Here is a 19,563-nt window from a genome sequence, read left to right on the forward strand (position 1 = left end):
TTTAAGTCACGCATCGAGAGTGTCAATTTGGATATCGCCGGATGAGAAGACAGCGGCTAAGTCGTCAACCGACGAAATACCCGCGTGGTACGCCAACTCGTGGATTAGCTCAATGCTTCGTTACTTCTCTTTGGCCTGCGCCTGCACGTCGACACCCGGCCATCCACCGCCGAGCGCCTTATAAAGCGTTACCGTGTCGGACAGAATCAATTGGTGGTTTTCCAGCAACGCCTGTTGCGCCTGCAGCAGGGTCCGCTCGTCTTCGAACACCTCGAGTTGCGACACGACGCCAAGGTGCAGTTGCGACTGGATCTGATCCGCGACGATCTGCAAGCGCGCCACCTGCTGCTGCAATTCTTCGTGCTGCGCCTTATGCGCACTCAGATTGACGAGCGCGTTCTCCACTTCCTCGAACGCCCCCATCACGGCCACCCGATATTGCTGTTCGGCGACTTTCGATTGCGCCTCGCTCACCTTTACATGTGCGCGCACGCCCGGATCGAACAGCGGAAAGTTGATGCTCGGCATCAGGCCGAACGTGAACGACTTCAGCAACTGGTTAAGCGCGACGCTTGCGGTGCCGCCCTGCGCGGTCAGGCCGATGCTCGGCAATTGCGCGAGCTTCGACTGACCGACGAGGTCATAGGCTTCGAGCACCCTGAATTCGGCCGCCACCACGTCGGGGCGACGCGACAGCAACTGCGCGGGCAAGCCATCGGGCACGCCTGGCAATTTCACGCGCTCCTGCAAATGGCCCTGCGGCACATGGAATTCGCCGGCCGGCACGCCGAGCAACGTGCACAATGCGTTGTCGGAAACCGCCCGCGAGCGGCGCAGATCGTACAGATCGTTGGTGAGGCGGTTGATCTCCGCCTGCTGACGCAACACCTGCGTTTGCGGCACGATCCCGTTGCGCGCCTGGCCTTCGTAGATCGTCAGGATTTGCTTGTTCGTGGCGATGGTCTTTTGCTGCTGTGCGATCTGGTCGTCGAATTGCAGGATCTGGAAATAGGTACTGGCCACATTCGCGACGAGTTCGAGATACCCCGCGCGCCAATCCGCCTCGGTCGCGTGGAATTCGGCCTTTTGCGCCTGGACGCCTTTTTCGACCTTGCCCCAGATGTCGATGTCCCAGTTCACCTGCAGCGCGACGTTGTAGGTCCTCGTCAAAGGCTGGCCTGTCGTCTTCGTGAAGTCGGCGCCGGCACCCAGGTCCACCGTCGGCAATGCGGCCGCGCCCGCCTCGCTGATCTGCGTGTGCGCGACTTCGATACGCGCGGCTAGCACCCGGATATCGAAGTTGCCGTCGATCGCCTTGTCGATCAGCGTATCCAGATACGGGTCCTGAAAGCCCTTCCACCAGTCGCGCTCGATCGTCTCCGCAGCCGATACCGGCGCGCCCTGCCGATCGGACCACGATGTCTTGACCGGCGTGTCGGGGCGTTGATAAGCCGGCATCCTGACGTCGACGCAGGCACTCAACGCCAACGCGCACATCGCAGTGGCGCCGAGGCCGCGCAGCACACGGCCCATGCGGCGCGGCGCCGCGATTGCGGCGCAATCCCGCTGAAGGTCCGGCGAATCACACGACAAACCGAACGACGATTCTGGTGATGCTGACACGGTTGTCTCCAGTTGCACCCGCCCGTTTCGCGCGAGATGCCGGCTTTTCGGGCCGAGCCGCTTCCGCGCTGCTTCAGCGATGAAGCGGCGGAAATATCGATGCGGGGAGCGGCGGATACGCGAAGGTTGCGTGGAAAGGACGATCGAATGAGCGGTCGTTTTGAGCGACGCACCTGCTGGGGACGCACACGCGGCCGCTCGGGGCGCGCGTACGCGCGCCACTCACTTCGCGTTGTTCACGTTGTACACGGTCGGTGCAATGTAGGTCGTCGTACCGCTGACCAGCGCCGAGCCGTTGCCGTTGTCGCTTTGGATGTACATTTCCGTGTTGATCGACTGCGTCGGGCAGATGTTCTTGATGCTGGTCGGCGCATAGACGGGCGGAATACTGAGGTACGACGGCATCGGGCAGTAGTAGCTGTTGCCGCCGCGCACGGCGCTCATCGCCTTGCTGTCGAGTCGTTCGGTGCTGGACAGGTCCTTGATCATCAGCGATTTCATGGCAAAACTCCTGGGAAAGGGAAAGCGCATCGTTGTGCGTCGGCTTCGAGCAACTTGTCTGCTCGGGCGCTACTGATGCATGGGATATGCCAAGAGTGCTTTGCTTTCGTCATTCGCGTCCTGAAGGCCTTGCAGCAAAGGCCTGGAAGAACGCACCCGCAGTGCCGTCGCTAGCGACCGACGGAGCGAGGCTCGCAAATGGTGGATCGCAGCCAACAGCGCGTGCGGCATTGTTGGCTGCGTGATGACAGTCAGCGCGCGATCACCGTGATCTTCTTCGAATACACCGGCGGGTTGTGCGGTATATGCATGTCGTCGCCCATCAACAGCTGCAATGTATGCCGGCCCGGCGGCAATGAAATCATCGTTTCCGTTTCGCCCGCGCCGAAATGCAGATGATGGCGATCCGAGGGTATCTCCTGATCCATCGGCGGCAGCTCGCTATCGATCAGAAGATGGTGGTGACCGGTGTTCGGGTACTTCACGCCTTTCGGCGCGACGCCCATGAAGCGCAGGCCGAACCACACGCGAAACGGCTTATTGGCGGGCACCACCTGGCCATCGTTCGGATAGCCGATGTATGCGTATGCGCTGGGCGGCGACGGTGTGTCTGCCCACCCACCCTGCGGCGCTGTCGATGCCGCCAGCGCCGCTGCGACGAATGCCGCGGCCGCAATGATCTTGTTCATCAGGACTCTCCGTTCCGGCTTGGCCAGTTCGAACCAACGGATCGCGTTAGTCTTTCACCACAGTGATGGTGATCTTCTTCGAATACACCGGCGGGTTGTGCGGCACGTGATGATGGTCGCCGAGAATCAGCTGCAGCGTGTGCTTGCCGGGCGGCAGCTCGATGCGCGCGTCGGTTTCGCCCGCGCCGAAATGCAGGTGTTGGCGATCCGATGGAATCTCCTGGTCGAGCGCGGGCAAATCCGTGTCGATCAGCAGATGATGGTGGCCGGTATTCGGAAACGCGATGCCCTTCGGACACACGCCCATATTGCGCAGCCCCATGCGCACCCACAGCTTGCCGCCGTGAATCACCGCGCCATCCGACGGCCAGATGATGTACTCCTCCGCCCCCGGCGGTGACGCCGTCTGCTCGGCGCGCGCGACACCGCCAGCTCCTATACCGAGGCACACCGCGACGAGCGTCGCGCACACCGCCGCGCGCAATCCGCCGCAATGCGCATGCGCCGGATCACGTCTGCCGAAAAGAGAGGAAACACGGGTTCTTCGCATAGCGCACTCTCCCGAACAGGAGTCATGGCTGGGCCCGGCTTATCGATGGCCATCCGGGTGTTCGAGCGGCTTGTCGCGGATTGAAACCAGCAGACAGCCACCTAGTTAAAACGGCCGTCTGAGGTGACTTTGTGAATCAGCTTAGAACGTAACTTGCCAAAAAGATACGCAATGCTCGTTAACCGTATGACGCGTTCAGGACTCCCGGACAGTGATGACGCGAAGCGCGTGCTATCGTTAATAATGCGCGCAGACAGCGCGATCGTGGTGCACGAATGCCTGAATTCTGTCCGGTACAAACAGGATAAAACGATGTGGCGACGATTCCTGCTGGTGTGCGTGGTTGGGGCAATCCAGGCGCAGTGGGACAGTGCCGGTGCCGCGACGCAACGTCAATTGATCGAGCAGAGCGCGGCGGCTTCGGTGACGAGTGCGCCGGGGCTGCCGGCGGATACCGCTTGGCTGCGTTCACCCTTTGTTTCGTCACGCGACGACACCCATTCGCGGCGTATCGCGCTCGTGATCGGAAATGGCGAGTACGGTGGCGCCCCTACCCCGATTCGCGCTAACGCGCCGCGCGACGCCGAATCGATCGGCGCAGCACTTCGTGCGCGAGGCTTCGAAGTCATCACGCGTACGAATGCGGCGCCGCCGCAAATGCGCGCGGCGATCGACGAATTTCAACGGCGTTTGAAAACAGGCGATATCGGGCTGTTCTATTTCGCCGGACACGGCATGCAGGTGGCCGGACAAACGCTGCTTGTGCCGGCCGGACTCGATGCTCGAGCCGATAACCGCGCACCGGTGTCGCTACTGAATAACGGCGTCGAACTGAATACCGTCTTGCATGCGATGCAATCCGCTCGCGCTGGCGGGCTCAATCTGGTGATTCTCGATACGTGCCTCGACAATCCATTTACGCCCGCCGAGATTGGGATCGACAAATCGAAGGTCGCATCCAACACCGTGATTGCCTACGCAACCGCGCCGGGCGGCTTCGCGGCGGATGGTCCGCGGCATGGCGTCTACACCGGTGCCTTGCTGCAGGCGCTCAATGATGCCGACGCATCGTCTGAATCGCTCGCCGCGCTGTTCCGGCACGTCGCCGCCGAAGTGCGCGCCGCCACACGCGGCGCGCAGCAACCGTGGCTCTCCGTGGCGCGTTCTTCCATTCCGGCTAGTGGCGAACGCGCTGTCGCGTCGTCGATTACGTCGGACGATCGCTCCATCACGCCGCGCAGTCGCGGCATCATGCCGAAGGAAAGCGGCGAACAATACGAAATCACGTTCTGGGAGTCGATCAAGGACAGCAACTACCCAGCCGATTACGAGGCTTATCTGAAGGCCTATCCGAATGGCCGCTTCGCCACACTCGCGCATGCGCGTATCGATCGATTGCGCGCGGCGGCATCGGCTCCCGCGGTGAATGCTGCGCCGCCAGCCGCGCCCGCGGCGCAGAGCGGTCACATCGCGCCACCCGCGCCACCTGCGCAGGTCGCGCATCCCGCGGCGCAAGCCAGCGCAGCCGCGCCGCCACCGCGCGCCGCTGCGGCGCCAGTGCCAGCGCCAGCGCCGACGCCGCCCGCCGCCGCCGCGCCATTCGCCGAAAAGACCGTCGCGCATCCGCCGACCGCCGGTGAAATCCGCGACTGCGCCGCCTGTCCGATCATGGTCGCGGTACCTGCAGGCTCGTTCGCAATGGGCAGCAATACCGACGACCCGTCGGAAAAGCCCGTGCATCACGTGAGCATTGGCGCACCCTTCGCGATCGGCAAATTCCCCGTGACGGTCGAGCAATGGAATGTCTGCGTCGCCGCCGGCGCATGCCAGAAGCTGACGCCGGAGAGCAATAGCATCAAGACCGCACCCGCGCGCGATCTGAGTTGGGACGACGCGCAGCAGTACGTCAAATGGCTCAGCAAGACGACCGGCAAACCGTACCGTCTGCCGACCGAAGCCGAATGGGAATATGCGGATCGCGCCGGCACCACGACCGCGTACTGGTGGGGCGAGCAGATGCGCAAGGGCAACGCCAATTGCAAGGACTGCGGCGACCCGTGGCACAAGGAAGGGCCGGAAAACGTCGGCACGTTCGCCGCGAATCCGCTCGGCTTGTACGACATGAACGGCGGCGTCTGGGAATGGACCGCCGACTGCTGGCACAACTCCTACCAGGGCGCACCGGTCGACGGCCATGCGTGGGACACGCCCGGCTGCGAGATGCGCGCGATTCGCGGCGGCTCATGGCGCGAGGGGGGCGACTACATGCTCAGCGCGACGCGCTTCAAGTACAGCGCGGGCGTGCGTCAATCGCAGAACGGTTTTCGCGTCGTCAAAGATCTGCGCTGAGGGCCGTTTCCATTGGCCCTCTGACGGATCATGGCTTGGCGGGTTTGGTCGTAATCGGCGCGAAATCCGCCAATAGACGATCCTGCCCGTATTGGCCGCCGATCTGCTTGAGCCGCGTCTCCAGCGCGCGCAGATAATCGGCGCGCGCTTCGCTTTCCGGGCGCAGCTTGTCGAACAGCGGCACCGGCGTCACCACCAGCACCACCATCTCCGAGCCGAACGGCTTCGATACGGTCCAATCGCCCGCAGTGCTGCCGATCGTGTACGGACCGCCATTCGCCTGCATCTGATTGTCCGGCCACAGACGGCTCGGCACCATGTGCACGACGTGGCCGTCCAGCTGGTAGTAGTCGACGGTCGCGAAGGAATCGAACGGGGGCGCTTTCAGGTCCACCACCAGCGAGTCGTTCTCGGTCAGCAAACCGCTTGGCGGTCGCATGTGCAGCGACGCCGCCCGTCCCGTCTGCCAGTTGCGCACCAGAAACGGCGCAAGCGTTTTGACGAAATCGCATTTATCGTCGGCGAGCGGCCGCACGTCGAGCGAAACGGTATCGACGCCGGGCAGCGTCGCCAAGGTCTCCTTCAGACGCGCGGCGCCGTACCGCTGCGACAGGAAACCGCGCACCGTCAATGCGTGGTCCTGCACCGCGCCCGATAAAGCCGAACACGGTACCTGGGCAAGCGTGGGCGCGATCGCGGCAAGCGTCAACGCGGGCTTCGGCGCGGGCGCCGGAGTTGCGGTTGCGGCCGCGCCGCCCGTTGTTGTACTTCCTTCATTCGCGCCAGCGGAAGGAGGCGCTGTCTGTGCGGCATTCGTTGCAGGCGCGACCGCGGACGCCGCAGCCGCCCGATCGACCTGATCGCCTAGCGGTCCCGCCGCCTCGGATCGCGCGGCCTGCAGCCGGCTGGACCCCGAGCGAAAAGCGAACACGCCCACCGTGACCGCGCACACGACGGCCAGAGTAGCGAGCCCGGTCCACGCGAGCGTCCCGGACTTCTCCGCGCGAGCTTCATTGTCGAACTCGGCGATAAAGCGCACGACGCTCGGCATCCGCGTATCGCGATCGAACGACAACGCCGCACGCAACGCGCGCCATTGGCGCGCGTCGAGATTCGGCGGACGCTGCGGCTTGAAGTCGGCATTGCGCGCCTGGGTGGCCGACAGGCGATCGAACGGATGATGTCCGGTCAGCAGCTCGTATGTGATGCAGCCAAGCGCGTAGATATCGTCGCGCGGGTCAGGCTCGCGATGCTCGATCATCTCCGGGCTCGCATACGCCGGCGTCAACGCGCCGAGACTGCCGGGATCGAACACCGTCGCGTCGCTCTCCTCTTCCGGCCGCTGGAATACACGCGCGATGCCGAAGTCGATCACCTTTACTTCGGCATTCGTGGTCAGAAATACGTTCGCGGGTTTGAAATCGCAATGGACGAAGCCGCGCTCGTGCGCGTATGCGAGCGCCGCGCACATGCCGCGCACGATCGGCAGCGCGGCCCGCACCGGCATGCCCTGATATCCAGGCGTGCGCAGCAGCTGGCTCAGCGGTTTGCCGCTCAGGTACTCCATCGTCAGATAGACGATTGGCCCGTCGCGGTCGAAGTCGTAGACGGTGATGATGTTGCGATGCGCGAGCACCTGCGCCTTGCGTGCCTCGCGCTGCAACGCGACCAGCGAATTCGGATTGCCGCGAAACTGGACGTTCAGCACCTTGATCGCGAGATAAGGCTTGCGGTCCGACGCTTCGAGCTTGCGCAGATCGAGCGCCTTGTACACGGTGCCCATGCCGCCCACGCCGAGACACTCCTCGAGCACGAAGCGGTTGTTCAGCGTATCGCCGATGCCTTTGATGGTCTCTTGGGCGGTGCTTCCGGCAGAACTCGCGGTGCCCGCGCTGCCAGCGCTAGACGACCGTAGCGACGGCAGATCGACTGTGGTCTGTATGCCGGTTTCCTCGCCACCCGCCGCAACGTTCGACACGCGCAGCAGCTCGATGCGCCGCCGCACTTCCAGATAGAGATCGTCGGGCAACGGCGACTGATGATGCGCGGCGTACAGCGTCTCCAGCAGCCGCGTCGGACCGAGTTGCTCGGTCGACAACGCGCTGTCGAGCTGCGCGACGAACTCGTCACGCGACAGCTCGCCGCTCTGGAAGTCGAGAATCACACGCGCAAGGCTAGCCATTTTTGCGAAGCACCGCCGTTGCCGCTAGACCGTGTCGCATGCGACCGACACGACGCGGGTCGATAGAAAAGCTGTCGTATCCAGTTACATGTGCCGTTTCGATACTAGCTCCCGGTCCGCGCTTTCGCAAACCAGGCAAACCAGGCATGAGCCGCGCGCCGCGCAGCGTGCCGGTTCGCGCAATGTCGTGCGCCATCCAACAGGGGTCGCCGCGATGTCGGACGGCCCCCACCGCCTGGAGCGAATCAACGTGGTTCGACCTGAGCGGCACGGCGGCCGAACCACGCGCAAAGCCCTTAAATGACAAGGTTTCGTCGCTTTCCTCAGGATACTTCATTAAGACTGGCAAAGCCTGTACGTTAGTGATGTCCGAGCAAACGAATTGCTCGAAACCACTCGCAACACGGCGAAAACTTCCTTCAGGCGACTCACCGTGAAAATGCTGATCATCAAAGACCCGTCCGTTACCGAACAACTCGACAGCAAGGCCAGGAAAGCCGCGAACGGATTTCCTATACTGATAGTGCGTTGCGACCTCAGTACAGCGAATAGCGCACTGAACACATTCCGAGCACGGCGGCCGGAACCCGAACGGGTCTGGCCGCCGGCGCGTTTTTCTGGAGCCGTCATGGCCAAGCTGAGCATCAAGGATCTGACCGAAAGCGTCCAACTGGACCGTGAGGCGATGGCTGCAATCGTCGGCGGCGCCCGGGTCGGCGCGCGCTCGAGTCTCGCCGCACCGCTGGTGCCGGCCGCAACGCGCGTCGTCGAATATCCGCCGGGCTTCCCGGCCGCGCATCTGCGTATCGCGGAAGCCGCCTCGCCGCGCAAAGGGCGACGTCGGTAGCCTTGCTCGCGACGGCGTTTCACCATCACGGCACGCGCACATGGCGCGTGCCGTTTCCGTTTGTGCTTGCGATTGACTGTTGGACGCCTGTGTTCGCGACGCGCAACGCTGCGCTGCGTCCCAACCATTCGCATACGACCCGTGCGATGCGCGCAAACACTTCGACTCGCAATCGCGGTCGTGTCCAGTGCGATTCAATGCGGCTATCGCGCGGATCCTTGCCAGGCTTCGCATCGCGGCCCCCGCTGCCGTTTCCGGCTCACTTCCCACAACATTGGCATAGGCCTTGCAGAAATCGGCGCGGGCGCCGCACTGCGCTCGCCTTTCCACGTCAAGGAGCAATGCCATGAAAGCCACTGTGATCATCAAAGACCTGCCGCCCGGCGCGGGCGAGCCATCCAACGACAAAACGCTGAGCGCCGAACAGATGAAGACGCTGCGCGGCGGCCGTTCGGCAGTCGTCAAGGTGGACGGTGGCGGCACGGGTACCGTCGACGATTGGGACATCAACACCGCGATCTTCGAAGGCCGCATCAACGGACCCTACCTTCTATAGGACGCGCGACGTGTCCGCAATTAGAAAAACGGCACCCTGCTCACGTTTCTGAGCGCGAAGGGTGCCGTTTTGGTTGACTCGCGAATCTCCGCACGCGGCGTGCGCTGCCACTGTGATCCTCTTAAAAGATCGGCCGTGGGCACATGGCTTGCTCTCTAGGGATTACCCTGCGGCCTCTTGGCCAACCTAGGTACAGCAGGTCCCCTTCAACCAGGCGGAGGTCATAACATGCTAGGAACCATTCTTCTCATCGTGCTGATTCTGCTGCTGATCGGTGCTTTTCCGGCGTGGCCACACAGCCGGGCGTGGGGCTATGGTCCGACCGGCGGACTTGGCATCGTACTGATCGTGGTAATCGTTCTGCTGGTTGCCGGCGTGATATAGGCCACGCGTCGTGGACTGGAACACCAGGCGGGCCGCCGTCTATCCGCGCGATCTCGTGTGCCGGTAGGTGGCGGCTGCGCCTTTTCGTCGTTGCCGGAGCACTCAATGGAAAAGTTACTAGCCAATCAGGTCGCGCTGATTACCGGCGCGAGTTCGGGAATCGGCTATGGCGTCGCCAAAGCACTCGCGGATGCTGGCGCGGCGGTCGTGCTCAACTATCATTCGCACGCGGAACCTGATGAAAAGCTCGCCGACGAAATAGAAAAAGCCGGCGGATCGGCAATCGCGATTCACGCCGACGTGTCGAATCCCGCTCAGGTCGCGAACCTCTTCGAGGCGAGTCGCGCGCGCTTTGGCGGCATCGATATCGTGGTCGCGAATGCCGGACTGCAAAAGGACAGCGCATTCGCCGACATGACGCTCGACGATTGGCAACTCGTGCTGTCGACGAATCTGACCGGCCAGTTTCTAACCTGCCAGGCCGCGGTAAAAGAATTCCGCCGACGCGGCCCGACGACGGTATCGAAAGCACTCGGCAAGATCATTTGCATGAGTTCCGTTCACGAGGTCATTCCGTGGGCGGGGCACGTCAATTACGCCGCGTCGAAAGGCGGCATTCAGATGTTCATGAAATCGTTGGCGCAGGAAGTCGCGCCCGAGCGCATTCGCGTCAATTCGATTGCGCCGGGCGCGATCCGCACGCGGATCAATCAGGACGCGTGGGATTCCCAAGCGGTACTCGACAAGCTACTGCAGTTGATCCCCTACGGGCGCGTCGGTGCCGTGGAAGATATCGGCAAGGCGGCGGTGTGGCTTGCGTCCGATGAAAGCGACTACGTCGTCGGCACGACGCTTTTCGTCGATGGCGGAATGACGCTGTATCCGGGCTTTTCGAATAACGGCTAAAGAACCATATGGTCATGAAATACGACCGTCTCCATGCGTCGCAGCGTAGTGCGTTCCGACTCAGGCACGCCGCCTGCTGAAAGTCCTGCGTATTCGAACTTTAATACGAAAGGAGATGACATCATGCCTTACCTGATTGGCTGGCTACTCGGCGTTCCGTTGATCGTACTGATCATCCTGTACTTGATTTTCCATTGATATCGGGCGGTACAGACGATAAGGGTGACGTTGTTCCCGCGGCGGCGGTATGCGACTAGTTGCGTAGTCAGCGTACCGCCGCCATCAGCGCGCCCATCCCTACCAGCAAGCTACCCATCAGACGGTTCACGATGCGCAGCCGCGTCGGCCGCTGCAGAACCGTGCGCAGACGATGCGAGAAGATTGCCGTCGATGCGACGCCCAACGCGAATATCAGCGCAAAAGTACTGGCCAGCAAAAGGTACTGATGGTTGGCCGACCAATGCGCTTCATTCGACGAAGTACTGATGAACTGCGGAAAGAAAGACGGAAAGAACAGTAGCGTTTTCGGATTCAGGCCCGACGTCGCGAAGCCGCGCCAAAACAAACCGCGTTGTCCGGCGCTATCGGACCAAAGCGGCGAAGCCGCGAATGTGCCGCTTCGCCATTGTTTGAAGCCCAGATAAAGCAGATAAATCGCGCCGGCCCAGCGCAACACGATTAGCGCGCGCTCATCGATCAGCAATAGCGAGTTCAGACACAACGCGGTAAAAGCGAGTTGCAGCAATACCGCGCAGGTGCCACCCCATACACAGGGCAATGCGGCGCGCCATCCGGCGCTGAGCGCCTGACTCATCGTAAGAACATTGACCGGGCCGGGCGAATAAACGAGTACGGCGGACGCGAGAAGAAACGAAACATACAACTGGATCGGCATCGGCGAATCAGCGGGCAAAAGAGAGTTGCGATAGACACATGCGGCGACATGCGTCCATGCCCGGCGAGCGCGCCTTCCGGCGTGGGTAACGCCGGAATTCGCCCGCGTGCCGCCTTACCGTGATGGCGGCGAGACACCGAAAAAGTGGCTTGTGGCCACGGAGGATCGCCGGCGCGAGGCCTGCGATCCAGGCGGTTGTCCCGGGCATGAATGCATGCGGAAAATATACTGTGAGCCCCGCTGGATAGGCTTCTTAAACTCATCAGCCGATGTCGCCAATTCGGAACGATCTTCACTTACAATATCGTTTTGCAAAATATTCTTCCCAGATCGTTGATGAACACCCGAAACCGCCCGCTCGACGCCCTCGATCGCAAAATCATGCGCGAGCTTCAGAAGAACGCCCGGCTCAGTAATGCGGATCTTGCCGAACTGGTCGGCATGTCGACCACCGCGTGCTGGAATCGCACGCGGCAGCTCGAAAACGAAGGGTATATCCGCGGCTATGTCGCCTTGCTCGACCAGCAAAAGCTCGGTTTCGCGGACGTCGTGCTGCTCGAAGTCACGCTGGACCGCCACGACGAAGACGCGCTCGCGCGCTTCGGCGCCGAGCTCGCCACGCTCAGCGAAGTGCTCGAAGCGTACCTGGTGTCCGGCGATTACGACTACCTGGTCAAGGTCGCGGTAGACGGCACCGCTGGCTACGAACGCTTCCTGCGAGAAAAGCTCTACAAGATCGCAGGCATTCGCCATAGCCGCTCGATGTTCGCGCTGCGCTGCATGAAGAGCATTCCGTCGATTGCAATCTGATTGGCAATCAGGCTGCGCGCGCTTCAATGCGCGGCCCGCGACGCGGCGATGATCGCGTCGGCCACCGCTTGCGGCTGGCTCAGCATCGCAACATGGCTCGTGTCGACACGCGTGATCTTCGCGTCGATGTGCTTCGCCATCTCCAGTTGCAAGGCAGGATCGATCATGCGGTCGCGGCCTGACACCACGAAGTACGACGGCTTGTCATGCCACGCGGCGTTCGTCACCTTGTCGTCGATACAGCCGGCGGCCCACGGCTGCTGGGTCGCCGCGATCAGGCGCTTCTGCGGCAGCGGCAGGTCCTGCGCGAAGTCGTCGAGCACCGCGTGGGTCGATAGCGTCAGATAGCCGGCCGAGTCCTTGCGCAACTCGCTAGCCCAGACCGGGGCGGGTTTGTCTTTCGTGATGTCGGCGATGGACTGACTGTTGTCCGGCGCAAATGCCGCGACGTATACGAGGCTCTTCACCCTGTCGTCGTTGCCGGCCTCGCTGACCACTACGCCGCCCCATGAATGGCCGACGAGAATCACAGGCCCGTTCTGCTGCGCGATCACGCGCCGGGTTGCCGCCACGTCGTCGGCGAGCGAACTCAGTGGATTCTGCACGGCCACGACATGCAGGCCGCGCGCTTCGAGCAACGGGATCACTTTGTCCCAGCTGGACCCGTCAGCGAAAGCGCCATGTACGAGCACGACGTTCTTGCCTTTCAGGTCATCGGACGGCGCAGCCTGCGCGAATTCCGTGGCCTGCAATGCGAACAGTCCGCCCAGCAACAGAACGGAACCGAGAATTTTTTTCAGCAGCGTGGTCATCGTTTTTATCTCGTCAGGTGGGTTAAACAAGGCGTCCGCGCGTCGACGTGAATCGGTGCGCGCGGACGCCTTGCTCGTTTGCATCGATCACGAATGCGCGTAGATGGGACCGAGGCCGACGACGTTGGAGCCGTCATACACGCCATCCGACGCATGCTTCATCGGCACGTGCGAGCCCGAAGCCGAACTGCCGTTCGCGACGCCACCGTAGGCGGCTGCGTCATGGCCCGCGTTGATGCGCGCCTCGGCCGCCTCGATGTTCTGCGGGTACTGGGTGTTATCGCTGGCCGGGTTGTAGCCGGCCTTTTTCAATTGAACCAGCTCCGCGCGGACTTCAGCACGAGTGAGCGCGTGTTGCGGTTGCGATTGCGCAAACGAAACAACGGGAACAGCAACGAGTGCGGCGACGAGCAGCGATTGAACGAGTTTCATGAGTCTTCTCCGGGTATCAGAACATTCAGGGATCAACGAATCAGGAGTGCGCGTAGAGCGAGCCAAGGCCGACGACGTTCGAGCCGTCGTTAGCGCGGTGCGCGGCCGCATGCTTCATCGGCACATGCGAGCTGGAAGCCGAGCTTCCATTCTCGACACCGCCGTAAGCGGTAGCGTCGTTGCCCGCGCTGACACGCGCTTCTGCTGCCTCGATGTTCTGCGGGTATTGCGCGTTGTCACTAGCCGGGCTATAGCCGGCCTTCTGCAACTGGACCACCTGCGCGCGAACTTCAGCACGAGTGAGCGCCTGTTGCGGTTGCGATTGTGCGAACGAAACGACAGGAGCAGCGACGAGTGCAGCGACGATCAGCGATTGAACGAGTTTCATGAGTCTTCTCCGGGTATCAAACCATCAGGGATAAGGATTGAGCGGGACACAAAGGCATCAACGAGATTCACTGTGATGCCCCGCCTGATTCACACGCAACGTTGTGAATCAACCTTGCGTGAAGACATTAGAACGCCCCAACGTATCTGCAATGTTTTCGTCACCCCCCATTTCTGCAAGCGTGTTTGTCTGCGTACGCCGTTGATACATTGCGATACAAAACCCGCTTCCGAACATGCGGCGCAGGACCGGCGTCGCATGCGTCGTGCGAGTTACAGGTGTGCTGCAAATGGTCCGCCCATGAAAAAACCCCAGCAGCCGTGCGTTCGGCTGCTGGGGTTCCGTTCAGAAGAGAGAAGCCGGCGAACGCGAGCTCGATCAAAGGCGCGTGACGTCGAGAATCGCATCCGCGAAAGCTTTCGGCGCTTCCTGCGGCAAGTTGTGCCCGATGCCGCCGCTGATGTTGCGGTGCTGATACTTGCCGGTAAACTTCTTCGCGTATGCAGCGGGCTCGGGATGCGCGGCGCCGTTCGCATCGCCTTCGAGCGTGATGGTGGGCACCGCGATCGTCGGTCCGGTGGCAAGGCGCTTTTCGAGTTCGTCGTATTGCGACTCGCCCTGCGCGAGTCCCAGACGCCAGCGGTAGTTGTGAATCACTACGGCAACATGGTCCGGGTTATTGAACGATTCGGCGGAGCGTTCGAACGTGGCGTCGTCGAAATTCCATTTCGGCGAGGCGGTATGCCATATCAGCTTGTTAAAGTCATGACGGTTCGCTTCATAACCGGCACGGCCACGCTCGGTGGCGAAATAGAATTGGTACCACCATGTGAGCTCGGCCTTCGGCGGCAACGGCGCGCGGTTAGCCTCCTGGCTGCCGATCAGATAGCCGCTCACCGAAACCATCGCCTTCACGCGTTGCGGCCACAACGCGGCGACGATGTTCACCGTGCGCGCGCCCCAGTCGAAGCCACCGAGCACGGCCTTGTCGATTTTCAGCGCGTCCATCAGGTTGATGATGTCGACCGCGACCACTGCCTGTTGACCGTTGCGCGGCGTATCCGCCGACAGAAAACGCGTACCGCCGTAGCCGCGCAGATAAGGCACGATCACGCGATAACCGGCCGCCGTCAGCAACGGTGTTACTTCGGCGAAGCTGTGGATGTCGTAAGGCCAGCCGTGCAGAAGAATGACCACCGGTCCGTTCTGCGGGCCCGCTTCCGCGTAGCTGATGCTCAGCGTGCCAGCATTGATCGAGCGAATGTTTTCGAACGACGCCACGCGCGCGCCTGCCTTCGCATTGCCGGCCGTGTCGGCCGATTGCGCATGCGCGAGCCCGCTCAGTCCCAATTCGAGCAGGCTGATACCCGCAACCGCCGTTCCGAGAAAGCGGCGGCGACGGCTATTGATCTGATCCGACATGGTTGTTCTCCTTCAGGCAAGGCTTTGATACGGAATTGATCGGGTCCGCTTGCGCGCGATGTCGCGCAGCCGCATGCGAACACAGCGGACTTCATTGGCAATGGGATGAAACGAATCGAACACCGCTTGAGATGAATAGTGGCAGCACACGCTGTCACCGGCAAGAGCAACTAAGTTCACATATCGTTGCTTTGTGGGCAACACACGAACCATCGACTGGTCACATGCCCGAGATCCACCAGCAACGCCTTCCCCATTCAACGAAGCCGGTCGTGTTGTTGCTGAGAAGCGAGGAGCGTATGCCGATGTTCTCCACGTCCGGCGCGAATAGAATCGCTGCCGTCACGGGAACCGCGCTGCGCAAGCGCAGGACGCGCTGATCACGCGCTCCTGCACCGCCGCGCGCATCGGGTCGCAGCCGATTTGTGTCGCAATGTATCTGCGCCGTGCGCAGACACACAACATTGCAAGCGCGCCTGATCCGCGACATAAACCAGATACGCCCGGGCGTTCCAATACGGTCACACCAGCCAACGGAACGCCCATCATGCACAGTACCCTCGAAACTCCGCTCGCCCTGCTCGCCGGGCTGCTGACGATTGCCTCTCCCTGCGTGCTGCCGGTGATGCCGATCCTGCTCGGCACGTCCGTCGAACGACCGAGCCGCACGCGGCCACTGTTCATCGTTGCCGGCTTCATTCTGACTTTCGCGTCTTTCGCGCTGCTATTGGGCGCGGTGTCGAGCACCGTACACGTCGCGCAACAGGTGCTGCGCAATACCGGCATCGCGTTGCTCGCACTGTCCGGACTTCTGCGTATCTGGCCGCGCCCCTATGACTGGCTCGTCGCGCAACTGCAAGGTCCGCTCGATCGGATCGGCGCGGCCATGGCGCCGGGCACGCAGCCGGGCAGCGGCAACGCGGGCGGCTTCGTGCTCGGCATGTCGCTCGGCGCGGTATGGACGCCCTGCGCCGGCCCCGTGCTCGCGTCGATTCTCGTGCTCGTCGTGAAGGCCCAGGATCTCGGCTGGTCGGCCCTGCTGCTCACGCTGTATGCGATCGGCGCGGCGATTCCAATGCTCGCGATCATCTACGGCGGACATTACGTAACGCGTCATGTACGTGTCGTCTCACGTCATGCAGAGCGCCTGCAACAGGTATTCGGCGTACTGGTGATGCTGACCGCACTCGCCATCTATTTGCAGTACGACGTGCTGCTGTACGCGCGGCTCGCCGGCCTTTTTCCCTCACTCAAAGGACTTTGACATGACTACCCGATTGAAAACCTTCGCACTGTCCACCGCGTTTGCCGCCTGCGCGTTGATCACGGCGAGTACGGCCGCCATCGCCGCACCGCAGGAAAGCGGGCCGCCCGCACCCGAGCTCACAGGCATCGCGCAATGGCTCAATAGCGAGCCGCTCAAATTGCAGCAATTGCGCGGCAAGGTGGTACTGGTCGACTTCTGGACCTATAGTTGCATCAATTGCGCCAACACGCTGCCTTACGTGAAAAGCTGGAATCAGAAGTACAAGGATCAGGGTCTCACCGTGATCGGCGTGCATACGCCCGAATATCCGTTCGAACGCGACACCGGCAATGTGAAGACTGCGATCAAACGGCTCGGCATCACCTATCCGGTTGCGCAGGACAATCAGTACGCGACCTGGAATGCTTATAACAACCAGTACTGGCCGGCGTTCTATCTGATCGACAAGCAAGGTCATATCGTCTACACGCACTTTGGAGAAGGCGACTACGCGCAGACCGAAGCCAGGATTCAGGCGTTGCTCGCGCAGAAGAACTGACCACGCATTCCATCGCGATGACGCTGATCTCCAACGATCAGACCGTATCGAGCGACGCTAGATGTGATCGCGCAAGCCCGCCTGACCCGAACCGTTCGGATCAGGCGGGCTTCTCTTCGACCGCGAAAACCTGCTCCAGATTCGCTGCTGGCGACTCTTTCAAGGTGTAAAGGGACCTTTCGCGCCCGGGCCGCACGAGCGCATTCGTGAAGACTTTTCAAGTGGTACTATCGGCTGTCATTGCCGTTATTGTCCTTCCGGCCCATCAATCTCCGCATGATCTCTTCTCGGGAGAACCAACCCATGTCAGTACCGTCGCGGCTGTACAAAGTGGTTATTGGTAGCTTTCTCGTACTGGGAACAATGGGCGCTCACGCGGCCATCAACCTTGGATTCCTGAGCGATACGCCGATCAGTCTCATGCGGCAAGCGGACATTGAATCGATCCAGTCCGCGGTGAACCAGGCACTCGATACGAAGCAGGATGGAGAGACACTCAACTGGACAAACGACGCTACGCGCAACAGACCCCGGGTCCACGCGACGATCACGCCTTCCCACACGGTCAAGGAAGAGGCGCGAACGTGCCGCGTCGCGGCGATCGACCTCAGTGCGAGAGGGCAAACGATGCATCTCACTCCGCGATTCTGTCGGTCCGGTTCGGACAATTGGGAATTTCAGCGCCGGCACTGATGCTCGAAGAATGCCTATCCACCCGTTAGGCGGGCCGGCCACGCCACGCCCGCTCGTCGCATCGCGGTCTTAGTTCGACCGATCATTTCCGCACACCGCGCCTGCATTTGCCATCCTCGTTCGCAGCGGATACTCTGTGCTGGCTTGACTCTCACGTCGCCAATTGTGAACTGTAGTCAGACGGCGGCTTTCGATGCACAGTGATCCACGTAACGGGGTGAGCTATGCCTTCAGGAAAGTACCTTGGCAATAGAACAGTCAGTCCATCTTCGTCATGTCTTTGTGACAAGTCTCAAGTGCAATTTGCGAACCGCCGTATTAGTGCCGACCTGTCGCGCCGCGGCTTTGTCACTGGTCTCGCCGCCTCGATGCTGAGTCTGGTACTGCCCGGACTCAGCAATGCCCAAACCACCGTGCCGCCAGCACCGCCCGCGAAACCGGTGCTGTTCACCAACTTCCGTTTGTTCGACGGCAAATCGTCGACGTTGCGTGACGGCCTCTATATGGTTGTCGAGGGTGACAGCATCAGCCAGGTGGGTCGAGGGCAACCGGCTTCGAGCGACGGCAAAACGCTCATCGATTGCGGTGGCAAGGTGATGATGCCCGGCATGATCGACATGCACTGGCATGCACTGCTCGCGGCGGTGCCGGTTCAGGTCATCCTTCAATCCGACATTGCATTCGTCCATCTTGCGGCAAGCGCTGAAGCCGAACGCACGCTACTGCGCGGCTTCACGACGATACGCGACGCGGGCGGTCCGTCATTCGCGCTGAAGCAGGCGATCGATAGCGGCATGATTTCCGGACCGCGCATCTATCCGTCTGGCGCGATGATCACGACCACCGGCGGTCACGGCGATTTTCGCGCACTGAGCGAAATGCCGCGCACCAGCAGCCAGGTCACCCAAATGGAACGGGACGGTGGCTTCGCGATCGCCGACACTGAAGACGAAATCCGCTTGCGCGTGCGCGAGCAGTTCATCCAGGGCGCAACGCAGATCAAGCTGGTCGGCTCCGGTGGCGTATCGACGCCGCGCAGTCCGCTCGACATGCTCACCTTTACCGAAAAGCAGTTGCGCGCGGCCGTCGAAACAGCGGCCGACTGGGGTACCTATGTCCTCTCGCATGCGTACACGCCCGAAGCGGTTCAGCGCTCCGTTACGGCAGGCGTGCAGTGCATCGAGCACGGTCATCTGATGGACGACAAGACCGCGGCGTTGATGGCGAAGAACGGCACGTGGTTGAGCACGCAGCCGTTCGTCAACGAAGACGACGTGGGCCCGCTCGCCCCACAGAGTCGCGAGAAATTTCTTGAGGTGATCGCGGGCACCGATCGCGCTTTCAAACTCGCGCGCAAGCACGGCATCAAGGTCGCATTCGGTACTGACCTGATCTTTTCGCAGACCGTGGCCGCGGGCCAAGGCAGGATGCTCACGCATATGAAGCGTTGGTACAGCGGAGCCGAGGCGTTGACGATGGCAACGGGTACCAATGGCCAACTACTGACGCTGTCCGGGCACCGCAATCCGTATCGGCGCAAGCTCGGCGTACTCGAAGAAGGTGCATACGCCGATCTGCTGCTCGTCGATGGCAATCCGCTCGAGAACCTCGACCTGATCGCGAACCCGGAGCAGAACCTGCGAATCGTGATGAAGGATGGAAAGTTCTACAAGAACACGCTGAAAGCGTAATCGGTAATACAAGCGGGCGCGCAACTTC

21 protein-coding genes are annotated in these 19,563 nt (G+C 61.6%); 11 read left to right on the forward strand and 10 right to left on the reverse strand.

Going from position 1 to position 19,563, the window contains the following annotated elements; all coding sequences use genetic code 11:
- Window positions 1-120: 120 nt before the first annotated feature.
- The 4 genes from BC1002_RS23610 to BC1002_RS23625 form a co-directional block, all read right to left on the reverse strand.
- A complete protein-coding gene (locus BC1002_RS23610; protein WP_013092515.1) occupies window positions 121-1,533 on the reverse strand; it encodes an efflux transporter outer membrane subunit in 1,413 nt (470 codons plus the stop codon).
- 312 nt (window positions 1,534-1,845) lie between these two features.
- Window positions 1,846-2,124 (reverse strand): hypothetical protein, encoded by a 279-nt coding sequence (locus BC1002_RS23615; protein ID WP_013092516.1) that lies wholly within the window; start codon window positions 2,122-2,124, stop codon window positions 1,846-1,848.
- A gap of 251 nt (window positions 2,125-2,375) precedes the next feature.
- Window positions 2,376-2,813 (reverse strand): DUF4399 domain-containing protein, encoded by a 438-nt coding sequence (locus tag BC1002_RS23620; protein WP_013092517.1) that lies wholly within the window; start codon window positions 2,811-2,813, stop codon window positions 2,376-2,378.
- 46 nt (window positions 2,814-2,859) lie between these two features.
- The gene (locus BC1002_RS23625) at window positions 2,860-3,363 is read right to left on the reverse strand and encodes a DUF4399 domain-containing protein (protein WP_013092518.1); all 504 of its coding nucleotides are present in this window, start codon (window positions 3,361-3,363) and stop codon (window positions 2,860-2,862) included.
- 312 nt (window positions 3,364-3,675) lie between these two features.
- Here BC1002_RS23625 and BC1002_RS23630 point away from each other — a divergent pair, with 312 nt between their 5' ends.
- On the forward strand, window positions 3,676-5,712 hold the full coding sequence (locus tag BC1002_RS23630; RefSeq protein WP_013092519.1) for an SUMF1/EgtB/PvdO family nonheme iron enzyme: 2,037 nt from the start codon (window positions 3,676-3,678) through the stop codon (window positions 5,710-5,712).
- A gap of 28 nt (window positions 5,713-5,740) precedes the next feature.
- On the opposite strand, the gene BC1002_RS23635 is transcribed toward BC1002_RS23630, so the two are convergent.
- The gene (locus BC1002_RS23635; RefSeq protein ID WP_013092520.1) at window positions 5,741-7,894 is read right to left on the reverse strand and encodes a serine/threonine protein kinase; all 2,154 of its coding nucleotides are present in this window, start codon (window positions 7,892-7,894) and stop codon (window positions 5,741-5,743) included.
- Window positions 7,895-8,522: 628 nt separating this feature from the next.
- On the opposite strand from BC1002_RS23635, the gene BC1002_RS23640 reads away from it, so the two are divergent.
- From BC1002_RS23640 to BC1002_RS23655, 4 genes are all read left to right on the forward strand, one after another.
- Window positions 8,523-8,741 (forward strand): hypothetical protein, encoded by a 219-nt coding sequence (locus BC1002_RS23640; protein WP_013092521.1) that lies wholly within the window; start codon window positions 8,523-8,525, stop codon window positions 8,739-8,741.
- 346 nt (window positions 8,742-9,087) lie between these two features.
- On the forward strand, window positions 9,088-9,297 hold the full coding sequence (locus BC1002_RS23645) for a hypothetical protein (RefSeq protein WP_013092522.1): 210 nt from the start codon (window positions 9,088-9,090) through the stop codon (window positions 9,295-9,297).
- A 228-nt stretch (window positions 9,298-9,525) separates the two neighbouring features.
- On the forward strand, window positions 9,526-9,681 hold the full coding sequence (locus BC1002_RS36615) for a DUF3309 family protein (RefSeq protein WP_013092523.1): 156 nt from the start codon (window positions 9,526-9,528) through the stop codon (window positions 9,679-9,681).
- A gap of 105 nt (window positions 9,682-9,786) precedes the next feature.
- Entirely contained in the window at window positions 9,787-10,587 is an 801-nt protein-coding gene (locus BC1002_RS23655) for an SDR family oxidoreductase (RefSeq protein ID WP_013092524.1), read from the forward strand.
- 265 nt (window positions 10,588-10,852) lie between these two features.
- Here the strand turns inward: BC1002_RS23655 and BC1002_RS23660 are convergent, their stop codons facing one another.
- Complete coding sequence (locus tag BC1002_RS23660) at window positions 10,853-11,482, reverse strand: LysE family translocator (RefSeq protein ID WP_013092526.1); 630 nt, start codon at window positions 11,480-11,482, stop codon at window positions 10,853-10,855.
- 336 nt (window positions 11,483-11,818) lie between these two features.
- On the opposite strand from BC1002_RS23660, the gene BC1002_RS23665 reads away from it, so the two are divergent.
- On the forward strand, window positions 11,819-12,292 hold the full coding sequence (locus BC1002_RS23665) for an Lrp/AsnC family transcriptional regulator (protein ID WP_013092527.1): 474 nt from the start codon (window positions 11,819-11,821) through the stop codon (window positions 12,290-12,292).
- A 23-nt stretch (window positions 12,293-12,315) separates the two neighbouring features.
- Here BC1002_RS23665 and BC1002_RS23670 read toward each other — a convergent pair whose 3' ends face one another.
- The 4 genes from BC1002_RS23670 to BC1002_RS23685 all read right to left on the reverse strand — a co-directional run bounded on the left by BC1002_RS23670 (window position 12,316) and on the right by BC1002_RS23685 (window position 15,346).
- On the reverse strand, window positions 12,316-13,104 hold the full coding sequence (locus BC1002_RS23670) for an alpha/beta fold hydrolase (protein ID WP_013092528.1): 789 nt from the start codon (window positions 13,102-13,104) through the stop codon (window positions 12,316-12,318).
- Between the two features lie 87 nt (window positions 13,105-13,191).
- Window positions 13,192-13,536 carry a DUF4148 domain-containing protein gene (locus BC1002_RS23675; RefSeq protein WP_013092529.1) on the reverse strand — a complete coding sequence of 115 codons (345 nt, stop codon included), beginning with the start codon at window positions 13,534-13,536 and terminating at the stop codon, window positions 13,192-13,194.
- Between the two features lie 40 nt (window positions 13,537-13,576).
- Window positions 13,577-13,924 carry a DUF4148 domain-containing protein gene (locus BC1002_RS23680; RefSeq protein ID WP_013092530.1) on the reverse strand — a complete coding sequence of 116 codons (348 nt, stop codon included), beginning with the start codon at window positions 13,922-13,924 and terminating at the stop codon, window positions 13,577-13,579.
- A 378-nt stretch (window positions 13,925-14,302) separates the two neighbouring features.
- Window positions 14,303-15,346 carry an alpha/beta fold hydrolase gene (locus tag BC1002_RS23685; protein WP_013092531.1) on the reverse strand — a complete coding sequence of 348 codons (1,044 nt, stop codon included), beginning with the start codon at window positions 15,344-15,346 and terminating at the stop codon, window positions 14,303-14,305.
- A gap of 224 nt (window positions 15,347-15,570) precedes the next feature.
- Between BC1002_RS23685 and BC1002_RS37890 the strand changes: the two genes are divergently transcribed.
- The 5 genes from BC1002_RS37890 (at window position 15,571) to BC1002_RS23705 (ending at window position 19,535) form a co-directional block, all read left to right on the forward strand.
- On the forward strand, window positions 15,571-15,726 hold the full coding sequence (locus tag BC1002_RS37890; protein WP_193373047.1) for a hypothetical protein: 156 nt from the start codon (window positions 15,571-15,573) through the stop codon (window positions 15,724-15,726).
- A 167-nt stretch (window positions 15,727-15,893) separates the two neighbouring features.
- Window positions 15,894-16,610 carry a cytochrome c biogenesis CcdA family protein gene (locus BC1002_RS23690; protein ID WP_013092532.1) on the forward strand — a complete coding sequence of 239 codons (717 nt, stop codon included), beginning with the start codon at window positions 15,894-15,896 and terminating at the stop codon, window positions 16,608-16,610.
- Between the two features lies 1 nt (window position 16,611).
- On the forward strand, window positions 16,612-17,151 hold the full coding sequence (locus BC1002_RS23695) for a thioredoxin family protein (protein WP_013092533.1): 540 nt from the start codon (window positions 16,612-16,614) through the stop codon (window positions 17,149-17,151).
- Window positions 17,152-17,454: 303 nt separating this feature from the next.
- Window positions 17,455-17,844 carry a hypothetical protein gene (locus BC1002_RS23700; RefSeq protein ID WP_013092534.1) on the forward strand — a complete coding sequence of 130 codons (390 nt, stop codon included), beginning with the start codon at window positions 17,455-17,457 and terminating at the stop codon, window positions 17,842-17,844.
- Between the two features lie 368 nt (window positions 17,845-18,212).
- A complete protein-coding gene (locus BC1002_RS23705) occupies window positions 18,213-19,535 on the forward strand; it encodes a metal-dependent hydrolase family protein (RefSeq protein ID WP_013092535.1) in 1,323 nt (440 codons plus the stop codon).
- Window positions 19,536-19,563: the final 28 nt, after the last annotated feature.

The organism is Paraburkholderia atlantica (genome assembly GCF_000092885.1).
GTDB classification, from domain to species: domain Bacteria; phylum Pseudomonadota; class Gammaproteobacteria; order Burkholderiales; family Burkholderiaceae; genus Paraburkholderia; species Paraburkholderia atlantica.

Coding starts and splice junctions, on each gene's coding strand:
- BC1002_RS23640 (WP_013092521.1), top strand. CDS start 8,523: ATGGCCAAGCTGAGCATCAAGGATCTGACCGAAAGCGTCCAACTGGAC.
- BC1002_RS23620 (WP_013092517.1), bottom strand. CDS start 2,813: ATGAACAAGATCATTGCGGCCGCGGCATTCGTCGCAGCGGCGCTGGCG.
- BC1002_RS23685 (WP_013092531.1), bottom strand. CDS start 15,346: ATGTCGGATCAGATCAATAGCCGTCGCCGCCGCTTTCTCGGAACGGCG.
- BC1002_RS23655 (WP_013092524.1), top strand. CDS start 9,787: ATGGAAAAGTTACTAGCCAATCAGGTCGCGCTGATTACCGGCGCGAGT.
- BC1002_RS23665 (WP_013092527.1), top strand. CDS start 11,819: ATGAACACCCGAAACCGCCCGCTCGACGCCCTCGATCGCAAAATCATG.
- BC1002_RS23635 (WP_013092520.1), bottom strand. CDS start 7,894: ATGGCTAGCCTTGCGCGTGTGATTCTCGACTTCCAGAGCGGCGAGCTG.
- BC1002_RS36615 (WP_013092523.1), top strand. CDS start 9,526: ATGCTAGGAACCATTCTTCTCATCGTGCTGATTCTGCTGCTGATCGGT.
- BC1002_RS23670 (WP_013092528.1), bottom strand. CDS start 13,104: ATGACCACGCTGCTGAAAAAAATTCTCGGTTCCGTTCTGTTGCTGGGC.
- BC1002_RS23690 (WP_013092532.1), top strand. CDS start 15,894: ATGCACAGTACCCTCGAAACTCCGCTCGCCCTGCTCGCCGGGCTGCTG.
- BC1002_RS23645 (WP_013092522.1), top strand. CDS start 9,088: ATGAAAGCCACTGTGATCATCAAAGACCTGCCGCCCGGCGCGGGCGAG.
- BC1002_RS23680 (WP_013092530.1), bottom strand. CDS start 13,924: ATGAAACTCGTTCAATCGCTGATCGTCGCTGCACTCGTCGCTGCTCCT.
- BC1002_RS23615 (WP_013092516.1), bottom strand. CDS start 2,124: ATGAAATCGCTGATGATCAAGGACCTGTCCAGCACCGAACGACTCGAC.
- BC1002_RS23630 (WP_013092519.1), top strand. CDS start 3,676: ATGTGGCGACGATTCCTGCTGGTGTGCGTGGTTGGGGCAATCCAGGCG.
- BC1002_RS23625 (WP_013092518.1), bottom strand. CDS start 3,363: ATGCGAAGAACCCGTGTTTCCTCTCTTTTCGGCAGACGTGATCCGGCG.
- BC1002_RS23695 (WP_013092533.1), top strand. CDS start 16,612: ATGACTACCCGATTGAAAACCTTCGCACTGTCCACCGCGTTTGCCGCC.
- BC1002_RS23610 (WP_013092515.1), bottom strand. CDS start 1,533: ATGGGCCGTGTGCTGCGCGGCCTCGGCGCCACTGCGATGTGCGCGTTG.
- BC1002_RS23675 (WP_013092529.1), bottom strand. CDS start 13,536: ATGAAACTCGTTCAATCGCTGCTCGTCGCCGCACTCGTTGCTGTTCCC.
- BC1002_RS23705 (WP_013092535.1), top strand. CDS start 18,213: ATGCTGAGTCTGGTACTGCCCGGACTCAGCAATGCCCAAACCACCGTG.
- BC1002_RS23700 (WP_013092534.1), top strand. CDS start 17,455: ATGTCAGTACCGTCGCGGCTGTACAAAGTGGTTATTGGTAGCTTTCTC.
- BC1002_RS23660 (WP_013092526.1), bottom strand. CDS start 11,482: ATGCCGATCCAGTTGTATGTTTCGTTTCTTCTCGCGTCCGCCGTACTC.
- BC1002_RS37890 (WP_193373047.1), top strand. CDS start 15,571: ATGCCCGAGATCCACCAGCAACGCCTTCCCCATTCAACGAAGCCGGTC.